The organism is Paenibacillus sp. MER 99-2, assembly GCF_023714095.1.
Classification (GTDB): domain Bacteria; phylum Bacillota; class Bacilli; order Paenibacillales; family Paenibacillaceae; genus Paenibacillus.
On the sequence record NZ_JAMAUZ010000001.1, the window covers coordinates 1,887,271 to 1,902,899 of the forward strand.

The 15,629-nt window shown below is 41.6% G+C and carries 14 protein-coding genes and 2 pseudogenes; 2 read left to right on the forward strand and 14 right to left on the reverse strand.

The features are described 5' to 3' along the window. The first annotated feature begins 59 nt into the window (after positions 1–59). Positions 60–995, forward strand: coding sequence for a LysR family transcriptional regulator (locus M3636_RS08515; protein WP_251382099.1), 936 nt, complete (start codon positions 60–62; stop codon positions 993–995). A gap of 333 nt (positions 996–1,328) precedes the next feature. On the opposite strand, the gene M3636_RS08520 is transcribed toward M3636_RS08515, so the two are convergent. From M3636_RS08520 to M3636_RS08550, 7 genes and pseudogenes are all read right to left on the reverse strand, one after another. Then, positions 1,329–1,757: an NUDIX hydrolase gene (locus M3636_RS08520; RefSeq protein ID WP_128102241.1), complete on the reverse strand. Its 429-nt coding sequence runs from the start codon at positions 1,755–1,757 to the stop codon at positions 1,329–1,331. 302 nt (positions 1,758–2,059) lie between these two features. Continuing rightward, positions 2,060–2,893, reverse strand: coding sequence for an SDR family oxidoreductase (locus tag M3636_RS08525; RefSeq protein WP_251382101.1), 834 nt, complete (start codon positions 2,891–2,893; stop codon positions 2,060–2,062). Between the two features lie 41 nt (positions 2,894–2,934). Continuing rightward, the gene (locus tag M3636_RS08530; RefSeq protein WP_251382103.1) at positions 2,935–3,615 is read right to left on the reverse strand and encodes a TetR/AcrR family transcriptional regulator; all 681 of its coding nucleotides are present in this window, start codon (positions 3,613–3,615) and stop codon (positions 2,935–2,937) included. 78 nt (positions 3,616–3,693) lie between these two features. Beyond that, a complete protein-coding gene (locus M3636_RS08535) occupies positions 3,694–4,089 on the reverse strand; it encodes a hypothetical protein (RefSeq protein ID WP_251382104.1) in 396 nt (131 codons plus the stop codon). A gap of 24 nt (positions 4,090–4,113) precedes the next feature. Beyond that, a complete protein-coding gene (locus tag M3636_RS08540) occupies positions 4,114–4,932 on the reverse strand; it encodes an oxidoreductase (protein ID WP_251382105.1) in 819 nt (272 codons plus the stop codon). 240 nt (positions 4,933–5,172) lie between these two features. After that, positions 5,173–5,388 (reverse strand): annotated as a pseudogene (locus tag M3636_RS08545) (aldo/keto reductase); the annotation flags it as partial. Between the two features lie 300 nt (positions 5,389–5,688). After that, entirely contained in the window at positions 5,689–5,826 is a 138-nt protein-coding gene (locus M3636_RS08550; protein WP_145408605.1) for a paeninodin family lasso peptide, read from the reverse strand. Positions 5,827–6,166: 340 nt separating this feature from the next. Here M3636_RS08550 and M3636_RS08555 point away from each other — a divergent pair, with 340 nt between their 5' ends. Next, positions 6,167–6,601, forward strand: coding sequence for an Rrf2 family transcriptional regulator (locus M3636_RS08555; RefSeq protein WP_128102248.1), 435 nt, complete (start codon positions 6,167–6,169; stop codon positions 6,599–6,601). A 58-nt stretch (positions 6,602–6,659) separates the two neighbouring features. Here M3636_RS08555 and M3636_RS08560 read toward each other — a convergent pair whose 3' ends face one another. The 7 genes and pseudogenes from M3636_RS08560 to M3636_RS29735 form a co-directional block, all read right to left on the reverse strand. Then, positions 6,660–7,022, reverse strand: a complete 363-nt coding sequence (locus M3636_RS08560) for a VOC family protein (RefSeq protein ID WP_251382107.1) — start codon at positions 7,020–7,022, stop codon at positions 6,660–6,662. 688 nt (positions 7,023–7,710) lie between these two features. After that, positions 7,711–8,670, reverse strand: coding sequence for an NAD-dependent epimerase/dehydratase family protein (locus tag M3636_RS08565; RefSeq protein WP_251382109.1), 960 nt, complete (start codon positions 8,668–8,670; stop codon positions 7,711–7,713). Between the two features lie 36 nt (positions 8,671–8,706). After that, positions 8,707–9,897 (reverse strand): glycine C-acetyltransferase, encoded by a 1,191-nt coding sequence (locus M3636_RS08570; protein ID WP_128102251.1) that lies wholly within the window; start codon positions 9,895–9,897, stop codon positions 8,707–8,709. A 525-nt stretch (positions 9,898–10,422) separates the two neighbouring features. Continuing rightward, positions 10,423–12,810, reverse strand: a complete 2,388-nt coding sequence (locus tag M3636_RS08575; protein WP_251382111.1) for an ABC transporter ATP-binding protein/permease — start codon at positions 12,808–12,810, stop codon at positions 10,423–10,425. Positions 12,811–12,913: 103 nt separating this feature from the next. Continuing rightward, positions 12,914–13,600, reverse strand: coding sequence for a response regulator transcription factor (locus tag M3636_RS08580; RefSeq protein WP_128102253.1), 687 nt, complete (start codon positions 13,598–13,600; stop codon positions 12,914–12,916). Beyond that, positions 13,578–15,035 (reverse strand): sensor histidine kinase, encoded by a 1,458-nt coding sequence (locus M3636_RS08585; RefSeq protein WP_251382113.1) that lies wholly within the window; start codon positions 15,033–15,035, stop codon positions 13,578–13,580. The genes M3636_RS08580 and M3636_RS08585 overlap by 23 nt, the downstream gene beginning before the upstream one ends. Before the next feature lie 303 nt (positions 15,036–15,338). Further along, positions 15,339–15,617, reverse strand: a pseudogene (locus M3636_RS29735) (FadR/GntR family transcriptional regulator); the annotation flags it as partial. Positions 15,618–15,629 lie beyond the last annotated feature (12 nt).

Consider the following 15,629-nt stretch of genomic DNA (forward strand, 5'->3'; position numbering starts at 1 on the left):
ATATTTGTAATATAAAATATCGATTAATTGGATATTTAATTCAAAGGGGAAATTGATTTATGAATCATGAGGAAATTGAAACTTTTCTAGCTGTCGTCGAACATGGAAGCATTCTGAGAGGATCTCAGTCCCTGTATATCAGTCAAAGTACTGCAACAAACAGAATTCAACAGTTGGAGGGTAAATTAGGAGCAAAGCTTTTTTATCGACAGAAAGGAATCAAGTCACTTACTTTAACTCCCCAAGGGCAAAACTTCTTATCCATTGCAAAACAATGGTCTGTTCTTTGGCAGGAAGCACAAAATCTGAATAGTTTTGAAAACTATACTGAATTACGAGTTAGTGCAGTAGATATGATCAACAGCTTTATGTTCGTTGAAGTTTATAAAAAGATGATGAAGAATCATGACCATATTGTTTTAAACATACAAACTAATCATTCAAGCAAAATACACCCTATGGTTGATAAACAAATTTGTGATATCGGTATTGTGTCAGGTCTCTATAATTATCCAAGTGTTAAATTTGTCCCTTTGTATCAAGAGGATATGGTATTGGTGTATAACCAATATTCTTTATACGCTCAAACCCTTGATAATAGAGACCTGAAATCAGAAGACGAAATTTACTTAACTTGGTCAGAAAAATTCACTCTTTGGCATAACCGTTATTTTCCATACTCAAAAAGAAAAAAGATCATTTTAGGCACTGCATCAATGCTGTTAAGTTATTTTGACGAAGTAAATAATTGGTCCATTATTCCCATGAGTCTCGCAAATAAACTCATGAAATTAAATCCATCTATCACGTATTCTTTGTTTGATAACCCTCCGCCACAGAGAATGATTTATCTCCTCATCAATCAATATTTGAAACCGGATATTCAAGAGGCGATTCAAATTTTTGTTGATGAAATCGTTAGTGAACTGGAGCAAAACGAAGGTTTAACTGTACTTATCAAAAATTATGAAAAGGTTCAGAACCTAATTAATTAATTTGTTTAATATAAGTTGAATTAACATCTAAATCCGATAACAAATACAACACTGATTATGTTCACCGAATTAATTATCAATATGTCAGTGCAGTGACTCCAGTCATCCTACTTGAGGTACATAGTACTATCTCTGAGAGATGACATCTTATTGCACAACAGCCGATCATGTTATTTTTGCAACTTTCATGTTTTTTGAACTAACCTGCCTGTTAATTTATTGAATTAGCGCTACGTTCCTGCCCGTTAGTTGAACAAAAGCAGCAGATCGAGTTGATCCGCTGCTTTCTTTGTAGTATTGAACTATCGTTTCCCGTTAGCTTAACTCGTTTAGTTAGAATTTCCCTTCATCAATGTATGATACGTGAACGTTGTTTCTTACTATCTCGCTAAGTCCATTCTGATGATAGTAAGGCATCAAACTATCGGCCTGTTCAACATCGATCCACGATATTTTCATTATTTCATCTGGCCTATTAATTTTTTCCTTTCCGCCTATTATCGAGGATCTAAACGTAACATAAACAATGTGCTCTGATTCCTTTTCAACTTGATATTCATTTAATGCAACTACACCTATTAATCTTATGTCTAGTCCAGTCTCTTCTTTAGCCTCCCTAATGGCCGCTTCTTCAAACGTTTCATTTTTTTCCACTGCTCCTCCAGGAAGTGTCCATCGGCCTCCATCTCTATTTTGAACCATTAAGATTTTAGTGTTTGTTTGATCAGTGATTAAGGCATATGCTACATCGATTCTTTTCAAAATACCGATCTCCTTTCAAATAAATAAAAACGCTGTACCTGCAGAAGCAAGTACAGCGCACGTTAACATGACAAATAAGCGCAAAATGTGCTTCCCTACGATGGCATTACCCAACAGGTATTTTCGGTCTACGACGGTTTAGTCGTACTCTCAGCCTGATCCCACAAGCTCCCGCATATATTTTATTTTACATTAAATGAGTTTACTACAACTCGATGAAGATAATCAACGAATGCTACGCTAACCTACCGATTAGTTACACGACTTTTACCAGATCGACCAAGTGCCGCTCTATTTTCGATTCAATTTTCGAAATCTGTTGAAAGAGCTACCTCCTTCTGCTCCTCTAACGCAGCCAAGCGTGAAGCTAAACTTTTGGAAACTAATTCATAGGCATCACTTCCCAGTGTTAAACGAAGACTAGTTTCCTCGGAATCAGCTGCATTAATGATCGCATGTGCCATTTTTACCGGATCACCAGGGAATTGGTTATCGCCCGCCTCTTGTGACATTTGGCGAATATAGCCTACAGGCGTATTTTCATATTCACTCATAGGCAGACCTGCCATCATACTGCTGCCACCAAAGTTAGTTCGTGCACTGCCCGGTTCAACAAGCGTTGCTTGTATATTAAACGAAGCTACTTCCTGAACGAGAGATTCGATAAATCCTTCCATAGCCCACTTGGTTGCATGATAGATACTTAGAGCCGGGAACGCAACTTGACCACCCATACTGGAAAGTTGGAAGATTCGGCCTCCCCCTTGAGCACGAAGGTGTGGTAATGCTGCACGAATCACCTGGATAGACCCGATAACATTGGTATTGAACTGATGAATAATTTGTTCATCACTTACTTCCTCGGCTGCTCCAAACAGCCCATATCCTGCATTGTTGACCACAACATCAATTTGTCCTAGTTCCTCAAAAGCTTGATTAACCACGGTTTTAATGGCCGGAGTGTCGGTTACATCCAACGTAGCCACCCATAATTGATCTCCATAGCGATCTTTTAAGTCATGTAGCGCATTTTCTTTGCGAACCGTAGCTGCCACCCGATCGCCACGTTCCAACAACAACTCTGTAAGACTACGTCCAAAACCACTCGATGTTCCTGTAATAAACCATGTTTTCATATAATAACGCCTCCATTTTAGTTTTTTTATACTCTGCTTGCTCATTGTGTGTCTTTATTCATTTTAGAGATGTAATTCATATGGTATCCGTCCAGATAACAACTCATCGTTTTCAGAACATCCTCGTTGAAGTTGCGTTGAAGTCCATCCAGACCGTTCTGCTTGATTATCTCCATGACCTCTTCGGGTAATGTGGCTGATAGCTTGCAACCTGTGATGATGGATGCTTCAGCTTGAAGAATTTCCATGACATCATCGGGTGTTACTGCATTTTCTGCACAAATTATAGTCACAAGTTCGGACATTAACGTGTACAGATTCAGTTTATGATTCAGCATGGTTTCAGCATCTACATTTTTTTCAAAAACAGCAGTTCGCATCGATTCCAATTTGATGTACAGAGCATTATCCTCAATCAGTTCTTTGAGTTCAGTCATCAACAGGTGTTTAAAATCAGCGAAGCTGTGAATGGACACTTCTTTCACCAAATCAGTTAATGACGCAAGTCGCTTTTCATACTCTCTGCATAACAGACTGAAGAATAACGCTTCCTTTGTTTTGAAATAAACAAATAAAATTCCGTTGGACATCCCCATTCTTTTAGCGATATCTGACATTTTTATTTTTTCGTACTCGGAGGTCAAAATAAGTTCAGCAGCCTGATCCATAATAGCTTTAGCTTTTAATGCTTTGGCTTCTGGTGTCATTGCTCGTTTAGCCATAATACCAATCACTCCATTCGATTCTTTTTAGATTGCTCATCGATCTGGAGTTACAATCCAAGCAGAATGGTCTGTCGTTTACTCTTTGAAAAATGCTTTTACTGATTCATCATAATCATTACAAAATGCTCGTGACATTTTCTCCGCTCCATGGCTTCTGGTCAGCCGGTTAATTTGCATCGTAGCAATTGCATCATTGGTTAATGTTGCGACTTTTTTGGGCATAATATAATCGAATTCCGCTGTGACTTCCATCCATACCTGATTGGCTTCCTGAGTCCAGGCTCCTTTTGCTTCACGATTGTTAATGACGATTGCCGTTGTGTTTTTATCTCGATGAGCTTCTTTTAACAATTCTCCAATGGCATGTATTTCTTCCATATTCAGCATGAAGTTTGTGTGTTTGATAAAGAAAATCCCGTCTTCTTTCCAATACGTTGTTGTTTTTGGTAATTTCGAATCAAATGTAGACATGTAGACACACTCCCCTATTTTTAGTTATCCAAACATTTTAATAATTCTGTCGTAAGCACGATCTCCAAATACATTTTTCATAAATACCATCGGTTTTGCCATAAATCCTACCAGATAACGTGTTTTCGGTCTTCTTACCGTCACGGCTTTACCAATGGTACGTGCGATAAGTTCCGGTTTTGAAAGCTGATTGCCTGTATAGTTTTTGATCATACCCTCTGCTGACTTGTTTGCGGCTTCAGCATATGGGCCATTCGCTGATACTTTTTTCAGATGCTCGGCAGCAATGATACCCCAATCTGTTTTGATACCGCCCGGTTCTACCACAATCACGTCAATGCCGAAGGGTTCAAGCTCCAGTCGCAGGCAATCCGAAAGACCTTCCACTGCAAACTTGGTCGCATGGTACCAGGCACCGAAGTTAGTCCATATCTTCCCGCCCATTGAAGATACATTCACAATCTTACCGAACTTGTTTTTTCGCATGCTTGGTACGACCAGCTGAATCAGTCTCGCAAGTCCGAACACATTAACTTCCATCTGCCGCCGCGCTTCTTCCATGGGAACATCCTCAAGCGCACCGTAAGACCCGTATCCGGCATTGTTTACCAGTACATCAATTCGTCCTTCTTTGCTTAAAATCTCATTGACCGCCGCAATCATGGACTCTTCATCCGTTACATCCATGGAAATAGGACGAATGCCTTTGTTCGCAAGATCCTTCATTTTGTCAATCCGGCGAGCTGCAGCATATACCGTAAAACCTTTGTCTCTCAGTTCAAGCGCAGCTTCTTTACCGATTCCTGACGATGCACCTGTAATTAAAGCAACTTGTTTACTCATGTTGTATAACCTCCACAATGTTTATTTGATCTTGAGTCAATTATATTTGACTCCGAATCAATTGTCAATCATGTTTGTTTTATTTTTTTCACTGTTGTTATTTCGCGTATAGTTTAACCGAAGCAAAATCAATCAATCCGCGTTTTCGAGCGGTTCCGATAGTGCTATTCATTTGAATTTTTTTATTTGGATAGCGTAAAGGGATCGTCCGATTACAGACGATCCCAGGACCAATATTGCTTATTGATTAGCTGAAGACACTTTCTTTAGAAGCGTAGCTTGTTGTTTATAAAAAGATAAATTGTCTGGATGGGGGACATACGCCTCCTCCAGTTTCTCAATCTCCTCTGTACTTAAATGGATGTCCAACGATTCAATGGCATCCGTTAAATGATGTTCCTTTGTAGCCCCAACAATTGGAGCAGTAACGGTATCCTTCTGCAATATCCATGCTAAAAATTCAGCTTCTAAGAAGAAGCTCACTTGAATCCTCAGATTGAAATCGATTTCTTGCTCGGTTCTAATTAGTAGTGGAACCATGTTATGTTCATTCCAGCAATCAGTACAAGTTCTTGTCCCAAGCCAAGGACAAAAACTTGTACCGTAAAATAAAAAAGCCGCTAAAATAGCGACTTCAATGGGAATATGTTCTTGTCCCTCGACAAACATGTTCTTATCACTCATCTGAACATCGAAAAAGCCGCCCACGGGCGACCTTTTGAGCAAGAATACGATTTTCAATTTGAAGGATGATCATCAGGACGTTGGATCATATAGGTCTGCATCATGTTCTTCGATCCAATCAATTTGCCTGTATCCATAGCCAGCCATCGTTTGCTGCACATCCAGCACCTCTAATTCCGGTGCCTGCCAAGGCGTTTTTTTCGTTTCCATCGGTCGTCCCCTCCTTTCTACAAGAACTGGAACCAAGATGCGAGCACTCTTACATTACTTGCGCTTTACAAACAACTTAAGATACGATATGTATCTTCGCGAAAATTATAAGACACAATACGTATCTGAGTAAACAACTATTTCATCCCTTTCTATGGGTTAAGTATTTCCCTGTAGCGCTACTGACCCAAGTTAAAGCCCACTCGCCTCTATAAAGTTTTTTTCTGGGACAAGGCTAGCGTATAGTGACCGAAACGTTCCGCTTGTTTTCCTGCTGAAAAACTGTCGATTGACCTGTTTTATAAATGGAACTATACTGTGTAGCAAAGAAGGTGAATAGATGAAACAAATAAGCAGTCGCTTTTCGATGGCAGTCCATATTCTCTCGATGATTACGTTGGATCCCATATACAGTACGGGTGATCGAATTGCACGTAGCATCAATAGTAACCCTGTTGTAATTAGAAGGATTATGGCACAACTCAAAAAAGCAGGGTATATTGAAACAAAACCAGGAGTTGCGGGAGCTTCTCTTCTGGTATCTCCCGAAAGATTAACCCTGCTAGATATCTTTCAAGCGGTCGAATCTGTGGAAGGAAATCAGCTTTTCAATTTTCACAAGAATACTGACCCCAATTGCTCTGTAGGTATGAACATTGAATCGATACTATTACCAAAACTCTCTAATGCGCAGAAGGTCATGGAGCATGAACTGGCTTCTGTTACCCTAGCTCAAATTGTGGAGCAAATCCGAACAGAGGCAAATGTAAAATAAAGCTACTCCTACGGTGTATGGAGTAGCTTTATTTTACATTTTTTTAATTTTTCATCAATCAAACAGTAGCTTGCACGGGCTCTACATATTCAATAAAACTGCCGTCGGGGTGCTGCACAAAAATGCTTGGACCAATAGGACCATACTGATCCCTTATTATAAGGGTGTTTTGTTTTTTTAATTCTTCCTTCAATTCATTCATGGAATCCACATACACCACGGCACGGAGTGATTTTGCAGGCTCCATGGCATCGGGACTTCCAGATACAATAACGTAAGGATAGACTGTGGCTAAAGATAAGCCAGCTTCAGGAATGTCCCACGTCCGATCCATAGATCGGTTAGCAAGAGATTCATAATAAGCGACGGTTGATTCAAGTTGCTCGGTGAAAACGGGGATAAAATGATTTGAAATTTTCATGTTAGCCTCCAATTCTTTTTTTGATTATAACCACTATGGTTATAACTATTTCAGTTATACAAAAACATCTTAATTCTGTCAATATTTTTGATAAGTATTTTCATCATTTTGCAGACTTCAATGGGAATATAATCTTGGCTGTCCGCATCGATTTGCGTTCTGCGTGTTCCTTGTCCAGTTCCTTGACTGCCCCACAGCCTGATCTCAGGTAGTTTTATAAGCTTTTGAAACACTTCGCTTCATTTCATCTGTGTTGACCCAATGAAAACTCCCACGACGGGAATCTAGATAAATTTGTCTTCAATGTGAATAGACTTTCATACTCGCTTCTCTGATTAGCACCAGATCAAGCCCCCTATCTTCTATGCATAGATTTACAATATACCAATTCCTCAATCAACTGAATAAATGTTCTCACTTAAAAATCATAGATAGAAGGTGGTGATGAGATTAGTCATTTAGCGATTCTGATTGAATGCTGATGCCTTCCTTTCCTAACTGCGCGGATAACTCAGATGACAGACGAAGCCTTACGCCATGTTCTTTATCTGATAAACTACAGATCACGAAAATGACTGGGTTGGTGGATAAAAAAAGAAGCTGCAACCAATGGTTTGGGTAATACCAAGCCTCTTGATGTAGCTTCTTTTGTATTTCTACTCGATGTGCAGAGCGAATTCATAATAACTTAAGCTTTGCGAAGCATTTGTCTCTCGCTTAGCTGTGAAATCATATCCTTCGTCATGGCCTTTAAGTCGTAGCAGGCATGAAATCCCCATTCTGTTTTCGCTGCCGTTGCATCAATGGAATGTGGCCAGCTATCCGCAATTGCCTGTCTCTTCGGATCAACATCATAATCGAGAATAAAGCCGGGGATCTCTTCCCGAATCGCTGCAGCGATCGCCTCCGGATCTACACTCATAGCGGTGACATTAAATGAGTTTCTGTGCTTCAACCGGGATGAATCCGCTTCCATTAAATCGATGATAGAATTCAGGGCATCTGGCATATACATCATGTCCATGTTTGAGTCTTTGGCGATATACGACGTATACCGGCCAGCCGTTACGGCTGCGTAGTAAATTTCCACTGCGTAATCCGTCGTTCCCCCGCCAGGAGGCGTTATATAAGATATCAAACCCGGGAATCTCAACCCCCTAGTATCCAGGCCGTATTTGTGAAAATAATAATCGCAAAGCAGTTCGCCGGACACCTTGCTCACGCCGTACATCGTATTAGGCCTTTGGATCGTATCCTGCGGGGTATTGTCTTTGGGAGTCGAAGAACCAAAAGATCCAATCGAGCTTGGAGTAAAAAATTGACAACCGAGTGCTCTAGATATTTCAAGTGCATTCATCAATCCGCCCATATTCAGATTCCAGGCAAGCAACGGTTTCTCCTCTGCGGTAGCCGACAGTAGTGCAGCCAAATGCATGACAGTATCCACTTTGTACCGCTTCGCAATTTCAAACATCGCCTTATCATTCGTCACATCCAGCAGCTCGAATGGCCCGGATCGGGTAATTTCGTGAGCTGATGATCTGAGATCCGTAGCAACCACGTGATCCGCACCATAAATCTCTCGTAATCTAATAACTAACTCAGAACCGATTTGGCCCAGTGCTCCGGTCACCAATATCTTTTTCATAAGACATTCCTCCCGAAATAGACTCCGTAGGTGCAACTAAATCAGCTTCATTTCTTTGCCAACTTTCTCGTAAACGGAGATCACCTGACCCAGCATCTCCTTAGAATGAACAGCTGTCGGCATGTTGCGTATTCTTCCGGTTCCTTTCGGAACCGTGGGAAAAAGGATAGCCTTGGCATAAACGCCTTCTTCATAAAGCCGTTTGCTGAACTGTTGGGTGGTTACTTCATCGCCAATGATACAAGGCGTGATCGGCGTTTCGCTTTGGCCTACATCATATCCAAGCCGGCTTAAGCCATTTTTCAAATAATTGCCGTTCTCCCACAGCTTCTCGATCAGTTCTTTGTCGTTCATCAAAATGCTGACAGAAGCACTACAAGAAGCGATTACACCCGGAGGTAGCGATGTTGAGAACAAAAAAGGACGGCTTCTCAGCTTCAACCAATCGATCAGTTGTTTTTTTCCCGCCACATAACCGCCGACAACACCGATTGCCTTGGAAAGAGTACCAATCTGAAAGTCAATGCGGTCGGACAATCCAAAATGCTTCACGGTTCCTGCCCCTGCTCCGAGAACGCCCGAACCATGGGCATCATCCACATAAGTAATCAGATCGAATTCTTCTGCTATTTTCACGATTTCAGGCAGCTTTGCGATATCACCATCCATGGAGAAAACCCCGTCGGTAATGACCATAATTTTAGTGTATTGACCGGATTCCTTGGCCTCTTTCGCCCGCTGTCTTAAATCATTCATATCTGAATGCTTAAAGCGAATCACCTTGGCTTTCGACAGGCGGCAACCATCAATAATTGAAGCGTGGTTCAGCTCATCTGATAAAATCGCATCATGCTGATCCATTACCGCAGATATAGCAGCCATATTACAGTTAAATCCCGATTGATACACGATAACGGCTTCCGTTTTTTTAAAACGAGCCAGTTTTTCTTCAAGCTCAATATGAATATCCATCGTACCATTAATTGTTCTCACAGCCCCTGCGCCTGCCCCGTATGTCTGCGCTGCCTTAACAGAAGCATCAATCAGTCGGTAATCTGTTGCCAGTCCCAAATAGTTATTAGAAGACAAGTTGATCAGGGACTTTCCGTCGATCCGAATAACAGGGCCATTTGCACCCTGCAGCGTATCGATGACGTTATATAGACCTTTGGTCTTAAGATCTTCGATGTTCGAATCTAAAAATTGATCCAACGCTTGACTTGACATTCTATTCCCTCCTCGATATACGAATGTCCTTGTACAGGAGACATGTTATCCCCATAAAAAAACCTTGATATGAAAGGAGTTATACTGATTTCAATGTAGCATCTTTTTCATTATTTGTACACATGTGGAGGACAAAAATAAAAATATCCGCAAATACACATAGCGATTGCTTCCCTCATTCCCGGAAACAATCGCTACTCCGTTTTTATTTATATTCTATTGCTTATTCCTTTCCATGTTCTTGTTCCGCGACATTCGTCCCTGGAAAGATGTTCCGATGTTTACTATTGCATCTAGTACCTCATACACCCACAGCCAATTTGTTAGAAAACAAAGATAACTCGGGAAGTTCGCATCTATGTGGACTTTATGAAAGCTAAATGGAAGCTGATTTTTATATAATCTTCTTAGATATACATCTAATTGTTAAACGAACATTGCTCAATAAGATAATTGCATTAAAAAATCCCGACCTAGAGTCATCTAGATCGGGATTTAAGATTTTCCCCCAAAGATTTTACCGATTTACTCTGATCTTAAAGCAATGACAGGATCCTTTTTGGTCGCTGCTCTAGCCGGAATCATTCCAGCAATTAACGTGAGAAGCATGCTTCCAATGATGAGAACCGCTGAATGGATAACTGTTAGTTGCGCAATGCCCTCAATGTTGAGCAGATTGGCAATAACGCTGTTGACAACCAAGGTAAGGAGATAAGAAATCACGATACCCAGCGTTCCTGCCACGAATCCAACGATTAACGTCTCCGCGTTAAACAGACGGGAAATGTCTTTTTTTCGTGCCCCGATGCTACGCAATATCCCTATTTCCTTGGTACGCTCCAATACAGAGACATAGGTAATAATTCCGATCATAATGGTTGAGACGACGAGAGAAATTGCAGCAAAACCAATCAATACATACGATACTGTATCCAGCACCGTCTGAATGGCCGATCCGATCATCTCGGACATGTCCGTGTATACGATCTGATCCTTTTCCAATTTTCCATCATTATACGCGTCCAAGTATTGTTTAATTTCATCTTTGCTACTAAAATCTTTTGGATAAATGCTAATACTCGACGGTGTCGTGACGGCACCCAATGCTCTTAAGCGAGCATCCTTGTCCTGTTCATTGGCAAAAGGTGTATTCAAAACGACATCCCGATCAGAAGCCTGCTGAGCCAAGGAAATCGCCGATTCTGCAGAGTCGTTCACAATGTAGTCTGTCAGCTTCGGTGTGTACACTAATCCTTCAGACAAATAACCGCTGGATGATGCATTCCCGTCTTTCAGCCTCAGAATTCCAGTGATTGTCAATTCCATACCGATAGCATCCTCGTACAATGAAGAATACGTTTCAGCCGTTGCCGGAGCAAAAATGCCATTCTCTTTTTCGGTATAAAAGCTGTCGTTCTGAACGACCTTCAACATTTTCTTGCCGATAAAATCGCTAAGTTTATACTCTTCCGCATCTAAAAAGATACCCAATTTCTCGAAAAATGCTCTATCCAATCGATTGTAAGAATCTACAACGATGGCTACTTCATTTGCCGCCGTCGGGTAACGGCTATCCTCGCCAATCAAATCATAAAGAGACGTGATGAATTCTTCGTTTTCCGGAAGCTCTTGCCAATACGTTGACGCTGATCCGAATCCGGGTGGCATTTCAGGCGAAGGAGTCGCTGCTGTCTCGAATTTCACGACATCCTTGTCCCCTTTGGCTAATACATTCATGTTGACGTCACGCCCAAAGGATACCGCATTTACAGCGTCTGGTAGTGCTTGTCCGATGTTAGCGATATATTCGAAATAATCTGTAGTCAATACGTTGGTATGTTGTTGTGTGTTAGCAGCGCTGTCGTGTGAATAAAGAACATCGCCGCTTGGGAACTCGTCATCTTCCCCATCGTTGTCTCCTGTGAGGAAACTGCCTGCCTGATCCGGCGGGCCTTCAATTTGTTGTACATTTTCGGAAATGGTCAGTGGGAATCCAGCCAGCGTTTCGGATTGCATTTTAGATATGTAATTGGATAAGCCCGTAGATAGAGCTAACACAAGAGCAACGCCGATAATTCCGATACTACCCGCAAACGAAGTGATGAGTGTCCGTCCTTTTTTCGTCAGCAAGTTTTTAAAAGATAACGAGGCCGCCGTCATCAGCGACATTGAGGTTTGGCTCAAGCTAAGCTTTTCTCCTCCGGACGGGCTCAGTTGTCCTTTTTTGTCGTTCAACATCGGATTACTGTCCGACTGTACTTCACCGTCACGCAGATGAATGATTCTGCTGCTATATTCTTCAGCCAAGTCTGCGTTGTGGGTGACCATGATAACTAATTTTGTTGTGGAAATGTCTTTGAGGATTTCCATGACTTGAACGCTGGTTTGACTATCGAGTGCGCCGGTTGGTTCGTCAGCCAAAATAATGTCCGGATCGTTGACCAATGCCCTAGCAATGGCAACCCTCTGCATCTGTCCGCCTGACAATTGATTCGGTCTTTTGTCCAACTTGCTTCCAAGACCAACAGATTCCAAAGCTGCTTTGGCTTTTTGTTTTCGTTCCGAAACAGATACACCCGACAAGGTCATGGCAATTTCCACATTTTGCAGAATTGTTTGGTGAGCGATCAGATTATAATTTTGAAACACAAACCCGATGGAATGGTTGCGGTAAGCATCCCAATCTCGATCTTTGAAATGTTTGGTCGATCGCCCGCCAAGCGAAAGATCCCCTTCATCGTAACGATCCAGTCCGCCCACGATGTTAAGCAGCGTTGTTTTGCCGCAACCTGAAGGCCCCAGAATCGAAACAAATTCGCTTTCTCTAAATTCCAAGGATATCCCTTTTAACGCCTGTACGGTCTCACCGCTGTGGTATGATTTCTTGATGTCTGTTAGCCTTAACTTGCTCAATAGGACTTCCCCCTTCATTTGATGTCTAGACCCATGATAACAGCAGAATCTAAACTGACAGGGAGAAAGAGTTTAATAAAAGGTAAACCAATGTTCAAAACTCCTATAACCTGAATCGATAACCTGCACCCCAGATGGTCTGAATGTAAGTAGGGTTCTGAGGGTCTTGTTCAATCTTTTCGCGCAGCCGATTAATGTGTACGGCAACCGTCTTGAGATCGCCAATCGCATCCATCCCCCATATTCGTTCGTACAACTGTTCTTTACTGAACACGATGTCTGGATTCGAAACCAGGAACAATAACAACTCAAATTCTTTGTTTTTGAACTCGACCTCCTGCTGATATACAAAAACCCGATGCGTTAACTTATTGATGCGAATGGGACCCACTTCGACTTCGCGAGCATGCTTGGTCCCTCCATCAGTTAAGCGGTCGTATTGGGACAAGTTGGCCTTTACGCGGGCAATCAATTCCGTTGGCGAAAACGGCTTGGCAATGTAATCGTCCGCGCCTAGACCGAGCCCACGCACCTTGTCCGATACTTCATTTTTGGCCGTAACCATGATAATGGGAATATTAGTCTTTTCGCGGATGGCTCTGCACAAGTCATATCCAGACATGCCGGGTAGCATGAGATCTAGAAGAATCAGGTCATACTCTCCAGAAGCCAGAAGCAGGCCCTCACGCCCGTCGGTCGCAATGCTTGTTTCAAACCCTTCAATCTCCAAAAAGTCCCGCTCAATTTCGGCAATGGCCATATCGTCTTCAATGATCAAGATTTTTTTCATTGTTCTCTCCTTTTGCGCTCTTATATTTGGGAATCGTTATGATCACCGAAAGTCCGCCTGTTGGCGCAAGTTCCGCATGAATGCGCCCATTTAACCGTTCGATCACTTTGCTAGAGATGGCCAAGCCCAAGCCGCTGCCCAAATCAGGTCTTTTCCGTGATGCATCGCTGCGGTAGAACACGTTAAATAACTTGTCCAACTCTAAAGCAGATACCCCAGGGCCATTGTCCATCAAACGGATCTCCACCCATTGCTCATCCTCTATACAAGTGACGGTAACGTCGACGTGCTCTTTGTCTTTATACTTTAGGCTATTCTCCAGAACATTTTGAATCACATTGCGGAATTGCACCACATCGATCAGTATCTCAGCATGCGGGAACTGCTGTCCAAAGTATAAATTTAGCCCTTTGGGTCTGTATTCTGCTTCAAAAGCTGTCATGGTTCTTTTCATTTCCACGCTAATGTCCACAAGCTCCAGGTACAGCGGAAAATCTCCGATATCCAGTTTGGAGAATAAGAAAAGCTGGTTAATGATGTGTTCAAGACTTGCCGTTTTGGCCTTTATCGTATCAAAATATTTCAATTTCATCTGTGGCGTAGTCGCTACACCTTTCTCCAAACCTTCAAGGTAAGCTTTGATAGACGTTAAAGGTGTCCTTAAGTCATGCGAAATACCCGCGATTAGCTCCCTGCGGTTAATTTCGTTTTCCGTCCGTTCTTCGACCATATAGGACAACCGCTCTGCCATTTCATTAAATTCTGTGCACACGGAAGCAAACTCATCCTGTTTATCATATAATATCCGATATTTTAAATTTCCGTCTCGAAGCTGATGCACGCCTTCCACGATGATCTGTATTGGATGCATGATGCTACGGAAAACAAACTTGGTCAGTGCCCAGTTCGTCACAATGGCTACGATGATGAGGATTGTTAACATCAAGGTGCCGGCGTAGATCCTTTTATCAAAGGTATCATGGTTATTGACCGTAAAATTCGAATCGCTCAATACAAGTGTGTATTCCCCTGCTTCAGCCCGGTAAACAGCGAGCTCGTCGGTCACGATAATCACGTTAGATTGGGAAAATTCCATATCAGGCATCATTCCTTCATACAATGACACTGGATAAACCTGCTGATGGCCTTGATACAGGGTTAAGTTCATTCCCGTTCCCTCGTTCTGACGATTGAATTCGTCAATATCGGACTGAATGCGTTTCTCGCTGGTGGCAGATTTTTGTTTGAGGGCTATTTCTTCGACCTTTTCCATACGTTTCGAAAAGAGTTCTCCAACGTTCAACGGAGGTTTCTCGCGAATTCCCGTAATACCTGTGTAAATTAACATTAGGCAAATACTGGTTAAGATCAAAAGCAAGACCGGCATCACCAACATCAGGAAGTTGGAAATGTAGAGTCGGCGTTTTACGCTCATGTTTTATTCATCTTCCTCTCACGAAAGGTATGTACATTATAATGTTAAATGGTAAACCGTTCGGGAAGGAAACGTAAACTAACGGTAAACTGCATTAATTCATCTATCTTAACATCACTCGGACATATAAAAACAATGATCTTTGTGATAACTCCACAAAGAGATTTTAGTTGAATAAAAAGCAGCCGATCACATTGATCAGCTGCTTTTTGGGTTTTATTAAGTTATCTGAACAGATAACTTTTTTCACTTTTTAGGTTGGTGCACCATTTAAATCACTAGGAACAACATGAAATGAAATTATTATCTTTCCTCTTTCAAATTCTCAAGAGTGAGTAATTTGGCCTTTTCTACATTTTTATCTCGTAACGCTTCAAGTAACTGCTCATGTATAACAGTGCTATCATCATAATGTCGAATATCTTGAACAATTAAATTACTCAGATATTCTTTAAGAATCGGGCAGAAATCTTGGTAGAAATCTATAAGCAATTTATTATGGGTTGATTGGGCAATTGCAAGATGAAAAGAAACATCTGCTTCTACATATTGTGAATAATTACCGGAATCAAGCGCTTTTTTACGTTGATTAAG

Bases quoted from the DNA above. Each gene is read 5' to 3' on its own strand.
- M3636_RS08570 (WP_128102251.1), bottom strand. From the start codon at position 9,897: ATGTCAAGTCAAGCGTTGGATCAATTTTTAGATTCGAACATCGAAGAT.
- M3636_RS08525 (WP_251382101.1), bottom strand. From the start codon at position 2,893: ATGAAAACATGGTTTATTACAGGAACATCGAGTGGTTTTGGACGTAGT.
- M3636_RS08565 (WP_251382109.1), bottom strand. From the start codon at position 8,670: ATGAAAAAGATATTGGTGACCGGAGCACTGGGCCAAATCGGTTCTGAG.
- M3636_RS08540 (WP_251382105.1), bottom strand. From the start codon at position 4,932: ATGAGTAAACAAGTTGCTTTAATTACAGGTGCATCGTCAGGAATCGGT.
- M3636_RS08560 (WP_251382107.1), bottom strand. From the start codon at position 7,022: ATGAAAATTTCAAATCATTTTATCCCCGTTTTCACCGAGCAACTTGAA.
- M3636_RS08555 (WP_128102248.1), top strand. From the start codon at position 6,167: ATGAAACAAATAAGCAGTCGCTTTTCGATGGCAGTCCATATTCTCTCG.
- M3636_RS08585 (WP_251382113.1), bottom strand. From the start codon at position 15,035: ATGAGCGTAAAACGCCGACTCTACATTTCCAACTTCCTGATGTTGGTG.
- M3636_RS08535 (WP_251382104.1), bottom strand. From the start codon at position 4,089: ATGTCTACATTTGATTCGAAATTACCAAAAACAACAACGTATTGGAAA.
- M3636_RS08515 (WP_251382099.1), top strand. From the start codon at position 60: ATGAATCATGAGGAAATTGAAACTTTTCTAGCTGTCGTCGAACATGGA.
- M3636_RS08550 (WP_145408605.1), bottom strand. From the start codon at position 5,826: ATGGAAACGAAAAAAACGCCTTGGCAGGCACCGGAATTAGAGGTGCTG.
- M3636_RS08530 (WP_251382103.1), bottom strand. From the start codon at position 3,615: ATGGCTAAACGAGCAATGACACCAGAAGCCAAAGCATTAAAAGCTAAA.
- M3636_RS08580 (WP_128102253.1), bottom strand. From the start codon at position 13,600: ATGAAAAAAATCTTGATCATTGAAGACGATATGGCCATTGCCGAAATT.